Here is a 19,643-nt window from a genome sequence, read left to right on the forward strand (position 1 = left end):
ATGGCTAGGGCCTGGGCAAGGACTGCGTCGTTCCTGCTCGCCCTTGGCGTACTGGCCGGGGCCACCCTCACCTGGCCGCTGATCGGTGCGGAGGCCGCAGCCGCCGCACCGCCCGCCGCCCAGGCCCGCGCCGACCTCTGCACGACCGCCGAATGGCAAGCCGACTTCCGCGCCTGCGTGGGGAAGCTGAAGCAGGTCGGTGAGGGGGAGATCGAGTGTCGGAAGCCGCCCGTACCGTCCGCGCCGGACTCGGGCCTCGCCGGCTGGTTCGCCTCCCGCCCGGACTCGTCCAAGCTGCCTGGGCCAAAGGGCATCTACAGCGACTACGGCTACGGCGGTTACAGCTTCAACACTTATCGACCGGATGGTGGTTGTGCCTCCGCCGTCCTCCATCCCGACTACAAGTTCACCACCACCGTCGCCAACGGGGAGCTCATGATCGCCACGGCGGTCGTGGGCGCCTCGAACGCCCTGCGGGAACGGGCCTGGGACCCTCGCTCGATGTGGGATTGGGCCGACCCGCTGGTGGAGAAGGCCACCAAAGCCATCTACCAGAAGGTTTTCAGCGTCTTCGGGATCGTCACGCTCTGCGTGGTGGGTCTCTACCTGCTCTGGCGCTCCCGCCAGTCGGACATGAGCAATGCGATGACGACGGCCGGGTGGGCATTACTGGTGATGGTGGCGGTCACCGCGCTGGCGGCCTGGCCGGTCAAGTCGGCGAACATCGCCGACGGCACCCTGATCACCTCACTCGGCGTCGTGCACGACGCCATAGGCCCGGCTTCCAGAGACACCCCGCCTGATCAGTGCGATGATCCGGATCCCAAGGCATGCAAGGACAACCGGCCGCCCGCCGTTCGGGCCAGCGACACTGCCACCGAGGCCATGCTCTACCGCAACTGGCTGCGAGGAGTGCTCGGCTCGGCGGATAGCGAGACCGCCCGCAAGTATGGCCCCGCCCTGTACGACGCCAAGGCGTTTTCCTGGGAGGAGGCCGAGAAGCTGCGTGCCAACCCGGGCACCCGGGGAGCGACGATCAAGGCCAAGCAGCAGCAGTGGATGACGATCGCGGAGCAGATCGAGACCGAAGACCCGGAGGCGTACGAGTTCCTGACGGGATCTCGCGACATGGACCGAATCGGCTCTGGGTTCATCGCCGTGCTCGCGGCCGTGCTCTTCGCGATGTTCGACCTGACCGCGTCAGTGCTGGTACTGCTGGGCTTCCTGATCTTCCGGTGGGCGGTGATCGCGGCACCCATCCTGGGCACCATTGGTTTGCTCCGACCGGCCAGCGCCGGGCTACGCCGGCTGGCTAACGCGGTCGTTGCCGCTGTGTTCAACATTGCCATCTTCGGCACCGGCGCCGCGATCTACCTCTTCGCTGTTGATTTGATCATGAGCACACCCACCCTGCCAGGCTGGCTTCAGGTGGTGCTGGTCTGGCTCTGCGGGGTGGTCGGATGGCTGTTGCTGCGGCCGTACCGGCGGATCACCCAACTCGGCGGCAAGGACAGCAGCGAAGCGGTCAGTTCGGCCGGATCCTGGCACCGCCGGTTCTTCCGCGACATGCGGACCGCCGCGCGGCTGGACGTGGCCGAGCCCGGCGGCACCGCCGAGCCGGTGGGCGGACGCCGACGGTCCCCCGACGCAACGCAGACCCGGCTACGTCCGGAGGCGCGGCGGGAGGACCCGGCCCCGGTGCCGACCGCAGTGGCCGAGGGCCGGCGCACAGACGCGGCGCGCCCGGACGGTCGAGAGCGGCCCGACGAAGCGCCGGCGGAGGAGGGCAGAGGTCGGGGGCGCCCAACCGCCCCGCAGCCCCGACGCCGACAGCCAGCGACCTGGACCGAGCCGGATGTACCGGCTGAGAATCCGTCGTTCGTGGTCTACCGCCCGGGCTCCACCGAGCGGGCACCGGATCGCACCGGACCTCGGGTGCGCTCAGAAGCGAGGTGACGGTCATGCGACGGGCGTTGGAATTCCTCTTCACTCGGGCGCTGCGGTCCCGGCTGGGCATTGCGCTGGCGATCGGGGTGGTGGTCGTCGGCGTGCTCGGGGCGACCCGGCTGATCTCCAACCCGGTCGATTCAGCGGATGGGTTGAGTAGCCGTCCGGATGGGCCGATCATCACCGTGGACCCGACGGCCGGCGACGACGGTCTACTCAACAGCGCGGCCCCGCCGTCACCCATCACATCGCCCGGCGCCCGCACGCCCGAACAGACCGCCGATCGCTTCGCCAAGGCCTGGCTGGGCCGTCCCGGGATGACCGCCGAAGAGTGGCAGGCCGGCCTACGGCCGCTCTCCACTCCGGCCCTGAGGGAGAAGTTGACCGGTGCCGAGCCCGAGAGCGTGCCCGCCGAGAAGATCACGGGTCCTCCGTCCATGCGAGAGCGGACCGAGACGTTCGTCGAGTTGCTGCTCCCCCTCGATGCCGGCGGGCTCCGGTTGGAACTGGTCACCTCCGACGATGGTTGGCTGGTCGACGTTCTGGACTGGGAGCGGCCATGAACGACGTTGGTAAGGCCGAAACCCGCCGCGGGCCCCTCCGGCTGGGGCTGGTCGCCGCGGTGCTCACCGGGATGCTGCTCCTGCTCTGCTGTACCGGCGGCACAGCTGCGTTCTTTCTCACCGGGCTCGGCGGCGACGACGCCGAGAACGTTGATGCCTTGGGCATGGAGTGCGGACCGGTCCGAGCGGTGAACGTCGCGGGCAAGCTGCCGCGGTTCACCGAGTACGGCGACACCCAGATCCGCAATGCCGCAATCATCATCAAGGTCGGCCAGGACATGGGCGTGCCCTCCCGAGGCTGGGTAGTCGCCCTCGCCACAGCGATGCAGGAGTCCGCCCTACGCAACCTGGCGAACAGCGGCGTACCCGCGTCCCTGGCGCTGCCACACGAGGGGGTTGGCGCGGACCACGACTCGCTGGGCCTGTTCCAGCAGCGGCCGGGGTGGGGCACAGTCGCCGAGCGGTTGAACCCCGCGTACGCGGCCCGCAAGTTCTACGAGAAGCTCGTCAAGGTGGAGAGTTGGCAACGCCGGCCGCTGACCGCAGTCGCGCAGCGGGTGCAGGTCAGCGCATACCCGGACGCGTACGCCAAACACGAAGAGGTGGCCAGCCGGATCGTGGACGCTCTGGCCGGTGGCGCGGCCCGCACCGTCGAGATCAACGGCAAGGCGGTGTGCAACGCGGCCGAGCGCGGCCAGATCGCCGCCTCCGGCTGGACCGCGCCAATCCCCGGCGGAGTCGGCTCCGGTTTCCGCACCGCCAGCCGACCCAGCCACAACGGAGTCGACATCGGCGCGGCCAAGGGCACCGAGATCCGCGCGGCAGCGACCGGTCGGGTGCTGGTCTCGACCTGCGACGAGGACCATCGCGGCCGCCAAGACTGCAACGTGGACGGATTCCCCGGCAAGGGGGGCTGCGGCTGGTTCGTCGACCTGCTGCACGCCGGTGGCTACATCACCCGGTACTGCCACATGGTGGTCCAGCCCTTCGTCAAGAAGGATCAGATCGTGACGGCCGGTCAGGTGATCGGCAAGGTCGGCAGCAGTGGCAACTCCTCCGGCCCGCACCTGCATTTCGAGGTGCACCTGCGCAACAACCGCAGCGCGTCCGGCGCGGTGAATCCGGTCCCGTTCATGCGCGAGCGGGGTGCTCCGCTGCGCGCCGCTGAGTGAGGCCGTTGCGGTCATGACCGGACCACTGCCTGATCCGTTCGCCGACCAGCCCGACTGGGCACCGCAACCGCCGAGACCGCTGGCCATCGTCCCCGCGACTGAGCGGGTGGAGCTTCGCGGGCAACGGGTGCTGGTCGGGCTGCCCGGGATGGGTTGGCGCGGAGACCTGCGCGCGGACGACCGGGTGGTGCAGAGCGCTCGAACCTACGTGCCGGTGATCCCCGAGCACGAGTGGTACCGGGCCGAAGCCGACCAGGTCGAGGTGTTCGCGCCGCTGGTGCCGGTGGAACGGGTCTGGGTGGAGACCGTCGGCAGCCGACCGGAGGTGGACGGCACCCGTGACAGCGGCATCCGGTTGGTCTCGCTGGACGGCCCGGCACACCGGGCCCCCACACCGGTCTTCGAAGCGGACGCGGTCACCGGTCGGCGGGTGGTGCACGTCGAGGGCGGCCTGGAGCACCGCGACCTTCGAGCGGTCACCGAAACCTACTCGGGTGCCGAAGGGGACATCTGCGTGCGGATCACACCCGAGGTCGAGTGGTACCGCTGGGCCTGGCGAGGCCAGTCACCCACCACCTTGGAGGTGCCGGTTCACCTGCTTTGGATCGAGTGACTTAGCTAGCCGGCGTGCCGCCACATACTCGCCAACCACCGTCATCTTCGACGACGGTGAACGTCCAGTCGTCTCGGCGGCTGCTCCGGACAACACCCTCGGCAGACCCGGAAATGGTCAACGTGGTGCCGACTGATTCTCCCTCGCTAGATGGCGTGCGAGTCAGTTGGCCCCAACTGACTCGAACCGTGACGTCGAACTTCGCCTCACGCTGCTCAATTTCAGCTCTCAAGTCTCGAATGGCCTGTAGCTCGGCCCCGCTCTCGCAGGTGAAGAGGTCTGCTCTCGTGTCATTGCGATCCACGAGGAACGCGCGCAGATAGTTGTCCACGACCACATCGGGTGCGCTGCGGTCCGGGGTTGAGGCGCGGGTGTACCACACGTAGGCCGTTGCGACGCCGCCGATGCAGAGCAGGGCGAGTACGCCGGCGACGACAGTGAGAACCGTCCGCATCCGGCGGCGTGGCGGCTGCGGTGCCGGCGTTGCCGGGGCGGGCGGCAGCTGCTCGGACGGTGTCCGCTGGGCCGGTACGCGGGAGACCTGGGAACCGGCGGGGGGCTGCACTGATTCCACCTCCTGAAGTTAACGGCTGGACGGCCAGGAGCCAATGCCTCAGATCGAGCGGATCGTGACGGACCCCTCCCCACCGGTGAGATCCACGACATCACCGGCGCAGCGCCGAGGCACCTCCCGGAGGTGCGCCCTCGGCTGGGATACCGTCTCTGCTTGGGGAGGGGTTGCCAACCTCGGGTAGAGGGGGTGGACGCGGTGGCCGGTCCGAAGGCTCGTACGAACCGCGCCGCAGCCCTGCATCGTCGGGCGACGGCGGTCTCGACCGCTGCTGCCGGGATCCTGGACGAGACGCGGCCGGCTCCGGCCGATCAGCGCCGTCAGTATGAGGTGGCCGACCGGTTGCGCACGGCTGCGGCCGTGCTGGCTCCGGGTTGGGCCGGTGCGGCACTGGACTCGCTCACCGTGAATTCGCCGGCGGGTGATGGTCCGCCGCCGTTCGTTCGGGTCGGTACCGCGGCGCCGTTGGACGATGCTCGTTTCCCCGCGTTGGTGCCTCTTGTCGGCAGCGGTCACCTCAGTGTGGACGCTGACGCGCGGGAGCCGCGGGTGGCCGGGTTGCTCCGGGCCGTACTTTTGCGGTTGTTGGCTGCGGCACCGGCAGGTGCTCTGCTGATCCGCGCTGTGGATGCCACCGGTGCGGTGCTGACGCCGTTCGGGGCGCTCGCTGATGCTGGTCTGTTGCCGCCACCGGCGGTGGACGTGGCGGGTCTGCGCGCGGTGCTGACCGAGGCGGAGCAGTGGGTGACGCCGGGGGCGAGCGGGCGGCGCCGTCACGATCGGACGTTGTTGCTGGTGGTGGCCGCGCTACCGGAGTCGACGGGTCCGAGTGATCTGGCCCGCATCGAGGCGTTGGCCGAGCAGGGGCCGGCCGCTGGGTTGCACCTGGTGGTGGCGGGTTGGCCGCCCGCCGGCCCGTATTCGGTCCGGGCGCCGCTGCCGCACGCCACACCGTTGGCGCTGCGTAATGCGTACGCGCTGTTGGGTGATCCGCCGGGGGCGTCGTTCGCCGGGCCGGGCGCCGATCCGCCGGGCGGTTTGAACTCGCCGGTCTTCGTCGAGTCGGATCCGCCGGCCGAGTTGGTCGACGCGGTCTGTCGGCGGCTCGCCGAGCAGGTGGAGGCGGGTTCCCGGTTGGCGTTGGGTGCTCTGCTGCCGCCGACGGGTGAGCGACTGTGGGAGTCGGACTCCGCCGACGGGCTGACCACGACCGTCGGCGATGCCGGGGGCCGGTCGGTGCCGCTGGGTTTCACCGAGTTGACCCCGCACTGGCTGGTGAGTGGCCGGTCCGCGGCGGGGCGTGCGGCGTTCCTGACGACCGCGTTGCTCGGGCTGGCCGCCGGGTACGGCCCGGACGACCTGGCGTTCTACCTGGCGGATCTCGGCGACGGTGAGTCCTTCGTGGAGTTCCTGCAGACCGAGCGGGACCGGTCGTGGGTTCCGCAGGTGCGCGCGGCCGCGATGGCCGCCGACCGGGAGTACGTCCGGGATCTGCTGGACGAGTTGACGGCCGAGGTGCAGCGCCGCACGGAGGCGGGTGCCCGGGCCGGGGGGCAACGCTTCTCGGAGTTGCGTCAGCACCAGCCGCTGCCGCGGATCGTCTGTGTGTTGGACAATGTGCCACTGCTCTTCGCCGAACGGGACAGGCTGGCCGCCGAGGTGGCCGCCCAGTTGGACGGGCTGGCCCGGGCCGGTCGGGCGTACGGCGTGCACCTGGTCCTGGCGGGCGCGGGCGAGTTGGGGTTGAGTGCGCGCGCCGATGCTGGTCATCGGGATTCGGTGCTCGGGCAGTTTCCGGTGCGGGTGGCGCTGCCGGGAGGCAGTCCGGTGTTGGAGCCGACGAACGACTCGGCGGCCGGTCTGCCGGTGGGCAGCGCGGTGGTGAACACGGCCGGTGGGCTCGGCGGCCCTCGCGGTGCGATCCGCGGTCACGAACGGTTGATCCGTCACCCGGATCCACTGGATCATCCGGAGGTCGTGGAGGCGCTGCGGCACGAGTTGTGGGCGGCTCGTCCGGCGGGGTCGGTGCCGCCGGTGGTCTTCGCGGGTTACGCCCGGCCGCTGCTCGGCAATGATCCGCGCCACCGGGCGGCCCTGGCGGGGCAGGCGCACGGGCCGGCCGCCCTGCTGGGCCGGGCGGTGGACGTGGCCCGTTCGACGGTCGCCGTGCCGTTGGGGCCGGCGGCCGGGCGCAACCTCGCGGTGCTGGGCTCGGGCACCGCGGCGGGCGGGTTGTTGGCGACGGCCGCGCGGAGCACGTCGGCGCATCACGCGCCGGGTGGCGCCCGCTTCCTGGTGGCGGCACCGGACCCGGGTTCCCGGGCTCTGGCGGAGGCGTTGACGGCCGAGTTGGCGGTCCGGCATCCGGCCGAGTTGGTGGATCTGCCGACGCTGCTCGCGGACACCGCCGACGAACTGCCCACGTACCTGGTGGTTTTCGGGCTGGACCGGCCGGGTCCTCGGGAGCTGCCGGTGGACCGGCTGCGGGCGCTCCTGCTGGATGGGCCGCCGGCGGGGCGGCATCTGCTGGGCTGGTGGCGTGCGGTGCCGCCGTTCGCCGCGTTGTTCGAGCCGGCGGGCGAGGTCGACAAGTTGGCGGCGGTGGCCGTGCTGGACGTGCCGGTCGCGCAGCTCACCGCGGTCTTCGGTCGGCCGGTCGAGTGGCAGGTGCGCCCCGACCGCGCGGTGCTCTGGGACGGCCCGGACGAGCGGGGCACGGTCCTGGTGCCGTTCGCCGACGAGGCGGGCTGATCGGGTGGCGCGCGTGGAGGGTGTCGAGGTGGATCCGATCGCGACGGTGACCGGGCCGGGGCGGCAGCGGGCCGCTGCGGCGACCGGGGACGCCACGCCGCGGGCGGTCGAGCCCAGCACGGCCTGGGTGGAGTATCTTGCGGCCGCCCGCCAGTTGGACGGGGTACGCCGGAGCGCGGCTGCCGCTGCCGGTGAGCAGGCCCGGTCGGCGGACGCCGCCCGGGAGGAGTTGACTGTGGTCCGTACCGGGCTGGCGAGTCAGCAGGAACGGCTGCGTGAGTTGGGCGTACCGGCGATCTCCCTGGTGCCGTCGCCGCCGGAGCTGACCGAGGCGGCCCGGTCGATGGCGGGTGGCCCGGCGGCCGTGTTGGCGGCGCTGCGGACCGCGCGTGGTTGGGCCGAGGCGGCGGACGCGGCGCTGGCCGCGCGCCGCCGGTTCCGGCCGGGGTCCTGGCCCGCGCGAGCGCGCAACCTCCTGGTGTACGGGCCGTTCGCGCTGCTGGTGCCGCTGATCCAGGTCGTGGTTCTGGCGGCGACGGGGGTGGGACCGGCGACCGTGGCGGCGTTGATCTGCGGGCTGCCGATGCCGGCGGTCGCGTTCGTCGCCGGTTGGATCGGCATCGGGCGGTTGTTCCGGGTCAGCCCCACGGAGCGGCTGGACCGTACGGTGCGTTTCGGCGCGTTGGTGTGCCTGGTGCCGGCGGTGCTGGCCACGGCCGGCCTGCTGCTGGCGCTGCTCGCTGGCTGACAGACACCCTGCGGGAACGCGACGGCCGGCCGTCCCGGATGGGTATCGGCCGGCCGCGGTGCGTCGGGTGTCAGCGGGGGATGATCAGCGCCATCGCCTCGGCCCGCGACTTGGAGTCGCTCTGCAGGATGCCGCGTACGGCCGACGTGATGGTCTTGGCACCGGACTTCTGGATGCCGCGCATCGCCATGCACATGTGCTCGCATTCGAGCACGACCACGACGCCGCGTGGTGCGAGCTTGCTCATCAGCAGGTCGGCGACCTGCGAGGTGAGCCGCTCCTGCACCTGGGGTCGACGGGCGAAGACCTCGACGAGTCGGGCCAGCTTGGACAGGCCGGTGATCCGCCCGTCGGGGCCCGGGATGTAGCCGATGTGCGCGCTACCGCGGAAGGGCAGCAGGTGGTGCTCACAGAGGCTCATCACGTCGATGTCCCGGACGATGACCAGCTCTTCGTGGTTGGCCTCGAAGGTGGTGCTGAGCACCTGGGCCGGGTCGACCCGCAGGCCGGCGAAGAGTTCGGCGTACGCGCGGGCGACCCGGGCCGGGGTCTGCTGGAGTCCGTCGCGGTCCGGGTCCTCGCCGACAGCGATCAGGATCTCGCGGACGGCCTTCTCGATCCGGCCGAGGTCGACCGCGTCCTCGACGGGGCGGCCGGTCAGCTTGCCGCTGATCAGCCGCGCGGCCACGTAGTCCAGCTCGTCGTCGCCGTCGGGTTCGGTCGCGGAGACGGCCAGCTCCCCGTGTGGGGAGCTGGCCGTCGGGTCGTTGCTCAGTGCGTGCCGTCCGAGTTGTTGGACGGCGCGCCGCCGCCGACCGACGCCTGCGCGCCGTCGGCCTCGGCCTGCGCCTTGAGCTTGTCCTTCTCCGCAGGGGTGAGCACGGGCGGCTCGGTGGAGGGCTGGCGCTTGCCGAAGCCGTTGTACGGGGCCAGCGGCGGGCGCTTGACCACCCGGGAGCAGATCCGCGCCATGTCGGCAGTGGAGAGAGTTTCCTTCTCCATCAGCTCGAGCACGATGTTGTCCAGGACGTCCCGGTATTCCACCAGGATCTCCCAGGCCTCGTCGTGCGCCAGCTCGACCAGTGCCCGCATCTCGCCGTCGATCTCGGCGGCCACCGAGTCCGAGTAGTCCCGCTCGTGGCCCATGTTGCGGCCGAGGAACGGCTCGTCCCCGCTGGTGCCGTACTTGATCGCGCCGAGCTTGGAGCTCATGCCGTACTGGGTGATCATCGCGCGGGCCAGTTGGGTGGCCTTCTCGATGTCGTTGCCGGCACCGGTGGTGGGCTCGTGGAAGACCAGTTCCTCGGCGGCGCGACCGCCCAGCGCGTACGCCAGGGTGTCGATCATTTCGGCGCGCGTCTGGGTGTACTTGTCTTCGGTCGGGAGCACCAGGGTGTGGCCCAGCGAGCGGCCACGGGACAGGATCGTCACCTTGTGCACCGGCGCGGCGTGCGGCAGCGCCCAGGCGACCAACGCGTGGCCACCCTCGTGGTACGCGGTGATCTTCTTTTCGTTGTCGCTCATGACGCGGGTCCGTCGCTGCGGACCGGCGACCACCCGGTCGATCGACTCTTCGAGCGAGTCGTTGGAGATCGCGCGCTGCTCCTTACGGGCGGTGAGCAGAGCCGACTCGTTGATCACGTTGGCCAGGTCGGCGCCGCTGAAGCCCGGGGTGCGCCGGGCCACCGCGTCGAGGTCGACGTCGGGGGTGAACGGCTTGCCCTTGGCGTGCACCCGCAGGATTGCCTTGCGGCCCTCCATGTCGGGGGCGTCCACCGGGATCTGCCTGTCGAACCGGCCCGGGCGCAGCAGCGCCGGGTCGAGGATGTCCGGCCGGTTGGTGGCCGCGATCAGGATGACCCCGCCCTTGGTGTCGAAGCCGTCCATCTCGACGAGGAGCTGGTTGAGCGTCTGCTCCCGCTCGTCGTGGCCGCCGCCCATGCCGGCACCACGGTGCCGGCCGACGGCGTCGATCTCGTCGACGAAGACGATCGCCGGGGCGTTCGTCTTGGCCTGCTCGAACAGGTCACGGACCCGGCTGGCGCCGACGCCGACGAACATCTCCACGAAGTCGGAGCCGGAGATGGAGTAGAAGGGCACCCCGGCCTCGCCGGCGACCGCGCGGGCCAGCAGCGTCTTGCCGGTGCCGGGCGGGCCGAACAGCAGCACACCCTTCGGGATCTTGGCGCCCAGGGCCTGGTACTTCGCCGGGTTCTGCAGGAAGTCCTTGATCTCGTACAGCTCCTCGACGGCCTCCTCGGCACCCGCGACGTCCGCGAAGGTCGTCTTCGGAGTGTCCTTGGTGATCATCTTGGCCTTGGACTTGCCGAAGTTGAGCACCCGGGAGCCGCCGCCCTGCATCTGCGACATGAAGAACAGCAGCAGGAGGACGAGCAGCGCGATCGGCAGCAGGTTGACCAGCAGGCTCACCCAGATGCTGTCCGAGGAGACCTTGGCGTCGGCCGGGCCGGTGACCCGGTTGTTCGCCTTGGCGTCAAGCACCTCGTTCCAGATCTGGTCGCCAGCCTGGTACGGGAACTGGGCTTCGATCTTGTTGGTCTCGGTCTTGCCGAACTTGGTCTTCTGGGCCAGGTCCAGCTGGAGCGTCTGCTCCTTGTCCTGGAAGACCACCTTGTTGATCTTGGCGGTGTGCAGCTGATCGAGCGCAACGGAAGTGTCCACGCGGTGGTAGCTGGGACCACTCGTGAACAGCTGACTGAGCACAACGGCGCCGAGGATGACCAGGATGATCCAGACCACCGGTCGGCGGAAGAAACGCGTACGTTCCATACTGTTGTCGAGCGCCGGAGCGCCCGCATCCTCCTGATCGACGTCCTGACCGTCTGATGGTGTCGCCGCGCTGAGCGGCGGCCGGAGCCGCCGTGCGGGCCGGCCTCGACCCCGAGGCGCGAAAACTGCCGCGCCGCGGTCATTCGACGGTACACCGTGTACGCGAGGAGTGAGCTTGCGAGCCCCGCAGTCGTGCACCATCAAAAGCCGGTGTGGCGGGGAGTCCGGCTCGGCCACCCGAGCGCCCGGTCACGCGATCGAGAGGGTCGAGCACGGAGTTACCTCCGGGCCACCGGGTTACACGGTAACCGCATCAGCTGAGAGCGCGCTGAACGTCGGCTTGATGGATACCGATGCGAGTCGGGCTCATGCCGGCCGGCGGGCCGTCCCGACGGGTCTGTCCCGGCGTCAGGAGCGGGCGTAGACCTCGGGCTTGAGCACCCCGACGTAGGGCAACTCGCGGTAGCGCTCGCCGAAGTCGAGGCCGTACCCGACCACGAACTCGGTGGGGATGTCGAAGCCGACGTACTTCACCGGGACCGGCACCTTCACCGCGTCCGGCTTGCGGAACAGGGCGACCACCTCGACGCTCGCCGCCGAACGCGACTCGAGGTAGCGCAGCAGCCAGGAGAGCGTGAGCCCGGAGTCGACGATGTCCTCGACGACGACCACGTGCCGCCCGGCGATGTCCCGGTCCAGGTCCTTGAGGATGCGGACCACCCCGGACGAGGTGGTGCCCTGGCCGTAGGACGAGATGGCCATGAAGTCGAGCTCCGCCGGGGGGCCGTTGCGGCCCAGCGCCCGGGCGAAGTCCGCCATGAACATCACCGCGCCCTTGAGTACGCACACCAGCAGCAGCCCGTCGCCCACGTGGGCGTAGTCGGCGGAGACCTGCTTGGCCAGCTCCGCCGTCTTCTCGCGGATCTGCGCCTCGGAGATGATCACGTGGTCGATGTCGGCGTCGTACCAGGAGCCGTCAGCCATGACTCCTAGCCTGCCGTACGTCGGATGGCCTCCGTCGGCGGGGCCGCACCTTTTGGCGCGGTCCCGCCAAGGATTTTCTGCGCAAACAACGCTAATCACATCAGTTGGTGCGGGACCGCCAGCGGCGGCCGTCGTCGCTGGGCTTCCAGTCGGCCGAATCGTGGCTGTCGACGGTGAGGCCGGCCGCCGAGGCGGCGACGAGCAGGACGAGGAACAGGAGGAAGAGCAGGAACTCCATGGCGGCGCTCGCTTTCGCATGATTGCTGTCGGTTTCGCCGCCGGTGCGCACCGGACTGAGAACAGTCTGCGACCAGACGAAGCGAGCGGACAGTGGCAGGAATGCCATTGGTCATCGATTTACTGCCACCTGTCGGGTTACCCTCGTCACATGCTGCGGTCCGTTGCCGTCCTCGCCCTCGATCAGGTCGCTCCCTTCGAGCTCGGCGTACTCGCCGAGGTGTTCGGCACCGACCGGACAGCCGACGGGTTTCCCGCCTACCGCTTCCAGGTGTGCAGCCCCGACGGCGCTCCCGTACGTACCTCGTCCGGCTTCCACCTCACCCCCCACGCCGACCTCGGCCCGGTCGACGAGGCCGACCTGGTGGCCATCCCCGCGCACAGCCAGGGCACCACCGTCCCCGGCCCGGTGCTCGACGCGCTCCGCCGGGCCGACGCCCGTGGAGCGCACCTGTTCAGCGTCTGCTCCGGGGCCTTCCTGCTCGGCGAGGCCGGGCTGCTCGACGACCGCGAGTGCACGACCCACTGGCGCTACGTGGACGAGCTGCAACGCCGGCACCCGCGCGCCCGGGTGCGCTGCAACTCGCTCTACGTCCAGGACGGGCGGCTGCTCACCAGCGCCGGCACGGCGGCCGGCATCGACGCGTGCCTGCACCTGATCCGCCAGGAGCACGGCTCGGCCACCGCGACCCGGCTGGCCCGACGGATGGTGGTCCCGCCGCATCGCGACGGCGGCCAGTCCCAGTACGTCGAGGCGCCGATCCCGAAGGCGCCCGAGGCGCCCACCCTCGAACCGGTGCTGGAGTGGCTGATGGGTCACCTGGACCGGACGATCACAGTGGAGGAGTTGGCCGCCCGCGCCGGCATGGCGCCCCGCACGTTCGCCCGCCGGTTCCGCGCCGAGACCGGCACCACCCCGCACGACTGGCTCACCAACCAGCGGGTGCTGCTCGCCCGGCGGTTGCTGGAGGAGACCCCGTTGAGCGTGGAGGCGGTCGCCGACCAGTCCGGCTTCAGCGACGCCGCCGCGCTGCGCCACCACTTCAGCCGCCGGGTCGGCGCCACCCCGCACAGCTACCGGACCACCTTCCGGGACCGGGCGCACAGCGGCTGACCAGGGGCCTCAGCCGGGAGCCAGCCGGTCGTTGCGACGGAGCACCCGGACACCGCCGGGCAGGTCGGCCGGGCCCTGACCGTGCCAATCGGTGACCAGGGCGTCCAGGGCGGCGACGTGCCGATGGGACAGGGCACCGGGCAGCGCGCCCAGCTCACGGGCCCAGGAGTGCAGCACCCGGCCGCGCACGGCGGGGACCAGGCCGAGCAGCGCCGGTACGGACAGCCCTCCCTCGGGGCACCGGGCCGCCGCCAGGGCCCTCCCCGCCAACTCGTCGAGCGCGGCGTTGTCGGCGGCCACCAGCCGGGCGGTACGCGCGAGGTTGTCCACCACACCGGGCCCGAGCGCCCGCACCAACGCCGGCAGCAGGTCGGCCCGCACCCTCGACCGGGCGTACGACGGGTCGGTGTTGTGCGGGTCCTGCCACGGGCTCAGCCCGAGCACCGCGCAGGCGGCGCGCGTCTGCTCCCGACCGATCTCCAGCAGCGGGCGCAGCAGCGCCACCCCGCCCAGATCGCGTCGGGCCGGCATCCCGGCCAGCCCGCGTGGGCCGGCGCCCCGGGCGAGCGCGAGCAGCACCGTCTCCGCCTGGTCGTCGCGGGTGTGCCCGGTGAGCACCGCTACCGCGTCCTGCTGCCGGGCCACCTCGGTCAGCGCCCCATAGCGGGCTTCGCGGGCGGCCGCCTCCGGCCCGCCGGGACGCCCGGCAACCTCCACCCGGACCACCGTCGCCGAGTCGAACCCGACGTCCCGTCCCCATGCGGCCACCGCCTCGGCGCGCTGCGCGGAGCCGTCCTGCAAGCCGTGATCAACTGTGACGAGCAGCGCGGCGCGGCCCAGCCGAGGTGCCACAAAAACGGTGGCCGCCGCGAGCGCGAGCGAGTCGGCGCCACCGGAGCAGGCGACCAGCACCGGCCCGCCGGACGGCAGACCGGTCAGGGCGCGGCGGACCGCCACCCGGATCGCGGCCACCGGCGGAGCGAGCGCGGCCACCGGCGGGTGGTCAGCCAGCAGCCGGGATGGTGCCGGCCGGGCCGTGCACCCGGGCGACCCACGCGTCCGGGTCGCCCAACTCCGACAGTCGAGGCAGGGTCAGCGGCGAGTTGAAGATCGAGTTGAAGCCCTCCATGCCGACGCGTTCCACAACGCCGTGCACGAACTTGCGCCCCTCGGCGTACTGACGCATCTTGACGTCCACCCCGAGCAGCCGGCGGATCGCCTTCTCCAGCGGGTTGCCCGCCTCCCGGCGTCGGTTGAAGGACGCCCGGATCCGCTCCACGCTCGGGATCACCTGCGGGCCGACGCCGTCCATCACGAACTCGGCGTGCCCCTCCAGCAGGGTCATCAACGCGGTGAGCCGGTCCAGTACGGCCCGCTGCGCCGGGGTCTGCACGATGTCCAGCACGCTGGTGCGGCTCTCCGGGTCACGGACCGCGTCGGACAACGTGGCCACCCCGCGCCGCAACCGTTCGACCAGGTGCTCACTCCCGCTGGACGAGGCGTCGACGAACGCCTGCACCTCGCTGAGGAAGTAGGCCCGCATCCACGGCACGGCCGTGAACTGGGTGCGGTGGGTGACCTCGTGCAGGCACACCCAGAGCCGGAAGTCCCGAGGGTCGGCGCCGAGCTTCCGCTCCACCTCGACGATGTTCGGCGCGACCAGCAGCAGCTGACCCGGGTCGGCCGAGAAGACCTCGTACTGGCCGAGCACCCGGCCGGAAAGGTAGGCCAGCACCGTGCCGGCCTGCACCCCGGTCAGCCGGGAGCCGATCGCCTCGGTCAACGCGCCCGGTTGCTTGTCGCCGGAGAGCCGACTCACCAGCGGAGTGATCACCTCACGGAGCCCGGCGATGTTTGTCGCGGCCCAGTCGCGGCGATCGACCACCCGGACCGGCGGATGCGACACCTGCGCCCGGAGCCCCGTGTAGTCGGCCACGTGCCCGGCCGCCTCCTCGGTCAGCCGGCGCAGGTCGCCGACCACGTCGGTGGCTTCGGCGTACGACACGCGGGGGCCAGACTTGCTCAACGCCCCCGCCGTGGCGGCGGCCAGATCCCAGTCCACGAACTGCGCCATGGACCCACCGTACCCGCGCCGCGACACCCCGGCCCGGGCTCGCGCCCTCGATCGACACCGATGGAGGCCGCGTCACCCCGGACCGGCGACGGTCAGCCGCAGCCGCAGCCGGCCAGCGCGGCGGCGATCCGGTCCAGCGCCGGCTGGGCGGTCTCCCGGTCACCCGGCACCTTGTCGGTGAGCACCGCGAAGGTCAACAGCCGACCATCAGCGGTGGTGACCAGGCCCGCGACCGAGTGCACGCCGGTCAGGGTGCCGGTCTTGGCCCGGACGCTGCCCGCGCCCGCGGCGGTGCCCGCGGTGTTGCGGTAGCGCTCGTTCAGCGTCCCGGACCAACCGCCCACCGGCAGACCACCGAAGACGCCGGCCAACTCCGGATGGTCCGGGCTGGCGGCCAAGCGGATCAGATCGGTCAGCAGCGACGGGCTGATCCGGTTGAGGCGGGACAGGCCGCTGCCGTCGGAGACGCTGATCTCGTCGGCGGGAAGGCCCAACTCCGCCACCTCGGCGTCCATGGCGGCGGCGCCCCCGTCGAACGAGGCGGGCTGGTTGCGGGCCAACGCGACCTGCCGGGCGAGCGCCTCCGCCACCAGGTTGTCGCTCTCGCTGATCATGATGTCGACGAGCCGGATCATCGGCGGAGACTGCACCACGCCCAGTTCGGTGCCCGGTGCCGGGCTGGCACCGGTCGCCGCCTGAGGTGGGGCGGCGCCCCGCTTCACGGCGTCGTTCGGCACCCCGAGCAACCGGGCGAACGCCTTGCCGGCGGCCAGGTCCGGCTCGACGAACCGCTGGGCGGATCCGTGTGCGACGCCCGGGTCCACCCGAGCGCCGTCGGTCATCAACGCGGTCACCGCGCCGCCCGACCCGCCGGTCGGAATGTCGTCGTCCCAGCCGGGGCCGTACACCGGGCCGGAGTAGACCGAGCCGTCGACTGTGACACTGGTCGGCGGGGTGCCGCCGAGCGCTGTGCGCACCTGGGCGGCCAGCTCGTCGAGGCGCGCCGCACCCGGGTAGTAGCCCTTCTTGTCGATCGCGAGGGTCGGGTCGCCGCCACCGACGATCACCACCTCGCCGGCCTTCGCGCCGGCCACCGCACGGGTGGGAATCCGGTAGCCGGGCCCCCGGGCGGCCAGCACTGTCACAGCGGTCGCCAGCTTGGTCACCGACGCCGGGACCGTGCCGTCGTCCGCCCCCTTGGCGAACAGCGTCTGACCCGTGATCACGTCGGCGACCGAGACGTTCACCCGGTCGCCCAGGGCGGCGACGCCGACCAGTGGATCGAGCACGGCACGGACCTCGTCCGGGGTGGGCACCGGGGCGTTCGAATCCGGCCCGGCCAGCACGTCCGACGGGGCGGGTTCCGGAGTCACGCCGGCCGCGTTCGGACCGGACCCGACCTCGTCGCCCAGCCACCCGGCGACGGGACCGGGACGGGTGATCACGACTCCGACGCTGGCGAGCACCAGCACGAGCACGGCGGCCAGCAGCACCGGCAGCCGCCTCCGGCGGGGCGGCGCGGCGGGTGGGGGTGCGGGTGCGGCGCCGGCGGGCGCCGGCAACGCGGAGATCGGCGGGCCCAACGGGGGGACCTGGCCGGGGGCGGTCGGCCCGGGACCGAACGACGGGCTGACCGGCGCAGGGCTGACCGGGACGCTGGCGCTGCCGCGCGGCGGGCCACTCACCGGCCACTCGCCGCCCGCCACCGGGAAGTGACCGGTGTTCGGAGTGGGCGACGCCGACCCGGCCGGCGGGCGCCAGGGCAGCGGCGGGGGCCGCTCAGGCACCGTCTCCGGCGTCGGGGGCGCTGGTTCGGGAGCCCGTGGGAGGTGCGCCTCCGGCACCGGGACCCGCCCCTTGGCACTGCCGGAGCCGGATCGTCCGGTACCGTGCGCGGAGCCCCCATCCGGGCGGTAGTGTGAATCTTCCCTCCCCACGACCCCCTCCTCCCCCAGCGAAAAACGGCTTGGGTGACACTACTTCGGTCCGAAGACTATGCGGCGGCCGGAGTCGGCGGGTGGGCATTCACCTGTCCGGAGGGCCGCCATTGGTTCCGTTAGCCAGCGTGGGCAGACGAGGGAGCGTGCAGATGGATTTCGACGTGACGGTTGAGATCCCCAAAGGTCACCGGAACAAGTACGAGGTGGACCACAAGACCGGCCGGATCCGGTTGGACCGCACCCTCTTCACCTCCACCCAGTACCCGGCCGACTACGGGTTCATCGAGGGCACGTTGGGCGAGGACGGCGACCCGTTGGACGCCCTCGTGCTGGTCCCCGAGCCGACCTTCCCGGGCTGCCTGATCCGCTGCCGCACCATCGGCATGTTCCGGATGACCGACGAGAAGGGCGGGGACGACAAGGTCCTCTGCGTGCCCTACGAGGACCCCCGCCAGGAGCACCTGCGCGACATCCACCACCTGGGCGAGTTCGACCGCCTGGAGATCCAGCACTTCTTCGAGGTGTACAAGGACCTGGAGCCCGGCAAGTCGGTGGAGGGCGCGACCTGGGTCGGCCGCACCGAGGCCGAGGCCGAGATCCACGCCTCGTACAAGCGGGCCAGGGACGCCGAGGCGCGCGGCGAATCCGCCCACTGACGACCGCTGACGCACCGGGCCCGGGGGCCGCTCAACCGAGCAGCCCTCGGGCCCGGTCGTACAGGTCGAGCACCGCGCAGGCGATCGGCACCACGGCGACCACCAGGGCCGTGTCGGTGAGGTCCGCGACCCTCCCGAGGTACGGCGAGACCGGCCGGCGGGCGTATGCCGTGCCGCTGGCGACCGCCACCAGGGCCAGCGCCGCCCCGCCGAGGACCAGCACCAACCGCCCGGTGTCGTCGGCCCGACCGACCAGCACCGCGCCCAGTACCGCGTAGCCGGCCAGCCCGGCGAGCACCGTCGGCACCCGGTGTCGCATCGCCACGAACAGCCGCGACCGGAGCAGCAGCACCGCCGAGGTGACAGCCACCAGCACCCGACCGGCAGTGCCACCGGCGACCACGAGGACGACGGCGGTGGCCACCACCAGCAGGGCGTGGCCGATCAGCATCCCGGTGAGCATCTCCTCGGTGCGGATCACCGCGGCGTGCACCCGGCCGCGGTCCGGCAGGTCCCGGGCCCGCTCCGGCTCCGCCGCGGAGGTCGAGGCCGGCAGGGTGATCGGCGGCAGGGGCAGCTTGCCCAGCCGGATGGCCAGCAGCGGGATCACGCCGACGGCGAAGACAAGTGCGCTGAGCAGCACCGCCGCCGTACCTGCCGTGGTCATCAGGAGCCCGCCGAGCGCTGCCCCCGCGCCGAGCAGGCCGACAGTGACACCGGCGACGAAGACCCGCAGCCGGCTGGCCACCCCGAGAAGACCGATCAACGCCACCAGCAGCAGCGCGACCGAGCCGGCCAGCAGCTCGGGGGCGCCCACCCAGCGGGCCGGCCCGACCGGCCCGACCGGGTCGCCGGAGCCGACGGCCAGGGCGCCGGCGATGAACGCGTAGGGCAGCGCGTAGCCACCGAGCGTCGCACCGGCGGCGCCGTCGCCGTTGGCGCGGGAGGCCACAGTGCCGGCCACTGTGAGCACCAGCGCCACAGCGACGGCCGCCGGCCAACCGGCCCGGTGCGTCGGGCCACCGGCGAGCAGCGCGAGCAGTCCGACCGCGAGCGGTACGGCGGCACCGGCAAGACCGGCTGCCCGGGTGGCGGTGGGCGACCAGGCGCCACCCCGGCGGCGGGCCCCGTCGACGATCGCGTCGATGACGTCGTCGTACTCCAACTCTGGCCAGTGCGCGCGGGCCGGTACGAGGTGCAGAACCTCACCGTCGCGGACCCCCTGCGGCAGCAGGGCCTGCGCGGTCACCAGCAACGCCCCGTCGGCGCGGCGGAGCACCCAACCGCCGTGCTGTTCGCCGTCGTCGGCCAGCCCGACACCGGCGTGCCGGAGCACGTCGGGCAGCAGCTCGGCCAGGGGCACCTGCTCCGGCAGGGCGACGTCCACCCGTCGTTGCGGCGCGCTGATGGTGACGCGTGCCAGCCCGGTAGTCATCGACTGGTCTCCATATCGAGGGGGATCGGAGGCTGCGCGGACGACAGG

The 19,643-nt window shown here is 71.8% G+C and carries 17 protein-coding genes; 8 read left to right on the forward strand and 9 right to left on the reverse strand.

Annotated features, from left to right (window positions below; all coding sequences use genetic code 11):
- From IW249_RS07685 to IW249_RS07700, 4 genes are read left to right on the forward strand one after another with little or no spacing between them, the layout of a single operon-like run.
- Entirely contained in the window at positions 1–1,956 is a 1,956-nt protein-coding gene (locus IW249_RS07685) for an MFS transporter (protein WP_196920112.1), read from the forward strand.
- A complete protein-coding gene (locus IW249_RS07690) occupies positions 1,953–2,510 on the forward strand; it encodes a hypothetical protein (protein ID WP_196920113.1) in 558 nt (185 codons plus the stop codon). The genes IW249_RS07685 and IW249_RS07690 overlap by 4 nt, the downstream gene beginning before the upstream one ends.
- Positions 2,507–3,682 (forward strand): M23 family metallopeptidase, encoded by a 1,176-nt coding sequence (locus tag IW249_RS07695; RefSeq protein ID WP_196920114.1) that lies wholly within the window; start codon positions 2,507–2,509, stop codon positions 3,680–3,682. The genes IW249_RS07690 and IW249_RS07695 overlap by 4 nt, the downstream gene beginning before the upstream one ends.
- Before the next feature lie 13 nt (positions 3,683–3,695).
- Positions 3,696–4,295, forward strand: a complete 600-nt coding sequence (locus IW249_RS07700; protein WP_196920115.1) for a hypothetical protein — start codon at positions 3,696–3,698, stop codon at positions 4,293–4,295.
- 1 nt (position 4,296) lies between these two features.
- Here IW249_RS07700 and IW249_RS07705 read toward each other — a convergent pair whose 3' ends face one another.
- Complete coding sequence (locus tag IW249_RS07705; RefSeq protein ID WP_196924682.1) at positions 4,297–4,860, reverse strand: Rv0361 family membrane protein; 564 nt, start codon at positions 4,858–4,860, stop codon at positions 4,297–4,299.
- 195 nt (positions 4,861–5,055) lie between these two features.
- On the opposite strand from IW249_RS07705, the gene IW249_RS07710 reads away from it, so the two are divergent.
- Complete coding sequence (locus IW249_RS07710; protein WP_196920116.1) at positions 5,056–7,617, forward strand: FtsK/SpoIIIE domain-containing protein; 2,562 nt, start codon at positions 5,056–5,058, stop codon at positions 7,615–7,617.
- A 37-nt stretch (positions 7,618–7,654) separates the two neighbouring features.
- A complete protein-coding gene (locus tag IW249_RS07715; protein ID WP_307788805.1) occupies positions 7,655–8,365 on the forward strand; it encodes a hypothetical protein in 711 nt (236 codons plus the stop codon).
- Between the two features lie 70 nt (positions 8,366–8,435).
- Here the strand turns inward: IW249_RS07715 and folE are convergent, their stop codons facing one another.
- The 4 genes from folE to IW249_RS07735 all read right to left on the reverse strand — a co-directional run bounded on the left by folE (position 8,436) and on the right by IW249_RS07735 (position 12,485).
- Positions 8,436–9,101 (reverse strand): GTP cyclohydrolase I FolE, encoded by a 666-nt coding sequence (folE, locus tag IW249_RS07720; protein WP_091403265.1) that lies wholly within the window; start codon positions 9,099–9,101, stop codon positions 8,436–8,438.
- A 35-nt stretch (positions 9,102–9,136) separates the two neighbouring features.
- Positions 9,137–11,155: an ATP-dependent zinc metalloprotease FtsH gene (gene ftsH, locus IW249_RS07725; RefSeq protein ID WP_091403269.1), complete on the reverse strand. Its 2,019-nt coding sequence runs from the start codon at positions 11,153–11,155 to the stop codon at positions 9,137–9,139.
- 408 nt (positions 11,156–11,563) lie between these two features.
- On the reverse strand, positions 11,564–12,139 hold the full coding sequence (gene hpt / locus IW249_RS07730) for a hypoxanthine phosphoribosyltransferase (protein ID WP_030328005.1): 576 nt from the start codon (positions 12,137–12,139) through the stop codon (positions 11,564–11,566).
- Positions 12,140–12,239: 100 nt separating this feature from the next.
- Positions 12,240–12,485, reverse strand: coding sequence for a hypothetical protein (locus IW249_RS07735; protein ID WP_196925107.1), 246 nt, complete (start codon positions 12,483–12,485; stop codon positions 12,240–12,242).
- A gap of 42 nt (positions 12,486–12,527) precedes the next feature.
- On the opposite strand from IW249_RS07735, the gene IW249_RS07740 reads away from it, so the two are divergent.
- Complete coding sequence (locus IW249_RS07740; protein ID WP_196920118.1) at positions 12,528–13,490, forward strand: GlxA family transcriptional regulator; 963 nt, start codon at positions 12,528–12,530, stop codon at positions 13,488–13,490.
- A gap of 9 nt (positions 13,491–13,499) precedes the next feature.
- On the opposite strand, the gene tilS is transcribed toward IW249_RS07740, so the two are convergent.
- The 3 genes from tilS to dacB form a co-directional block, all read right to left on the reverse strand.
- Positions 13,500–14,483 carry a tRNA lysidine(34) synthetase TilS gene (tilS, locus tag IW249_RS07745; RefSeq protein ID WP_196920119.1) on the reverse strand — a complete coding sequence of 328 codons (984 nt, stop codon included), beginning with the start codon at positions 14,481–14,483 and terminating at the stop codon, positions 13,500–13,502.
- Positions 14,484–14,493: 10 nt separating this feature from the next.
- On the reverse strand, positions 14,494–15,564 hold the full coding sequence (locus IW249_RS07750; RefSeq protein WP_196920120.1) for an Rv3626c family coenzyme F420 biosynthesis-associated protein: 1,071 nt from the start codon (positions 15,562–15,564) through the stop codon (positions 14,494–14,496).
- A 92-nt stretch (positions 15,565–15,656) separates the two neighbouring features.
- Positions 15,657–17,126 (reverse strand): D-alanyl-D-alanine carboxypeptidase/D-alanyl-D-alanine endopeptidase, encoded by a 1,470-nt coding sequence (dacB, locus tag IW249_RS07755; RefSeq protein WP_307788806.1) that lies wholly within the window; start codon positions 17,124–17,126, stop codon positions 15,657–15,659.
- Between the two features lie 527 nt (positions 17,127–17,653).
- On the opposite strand from dacB, the gene IW249_RS07760 reads away from it, so the two are divergent.
- On the forward strand, positions 17,654–18,160 hold the full coding sequence (locus IW249_RS07760; protein WP_196920121.1) for an inorganic diphosphatase: 507 nt from the start codon (positions 17,654–17,656) through the stop codon (positions 18,158–18,160).
- A gap of 31 nt (positions 18,161–18,191) precedes the next feature.
- Here IW249_RS07760 and eccD read toward each other — a convergent pair whose 3' ends face one another.
- The gene (eccD, locus tag IW249_RS07765) at positions 18,192–19,595 is read right to left on the reverse strand and encodes a type VII secretion integral membrane protein EccD (protein ID WP_196920122.1); all 1,404 of its coding nucleotides are present in this window, start codon (positions 19,593–19,595) and stop codon (positions 18,192–18,194) included.
- Between the last annotated feature and the right edge of the window lie 48 nt (positions 19,596–19,643).

Origin of the sequence: Micromonospora vinacea (assembly GCF_015751785.1) — a bacterium.
Lineage (GTDB): Bacteria > Actinomycetota > Actinomycetes > Mycobacteriales > Micromonosporaceae > Micromonospora > Micromonospora vinacea.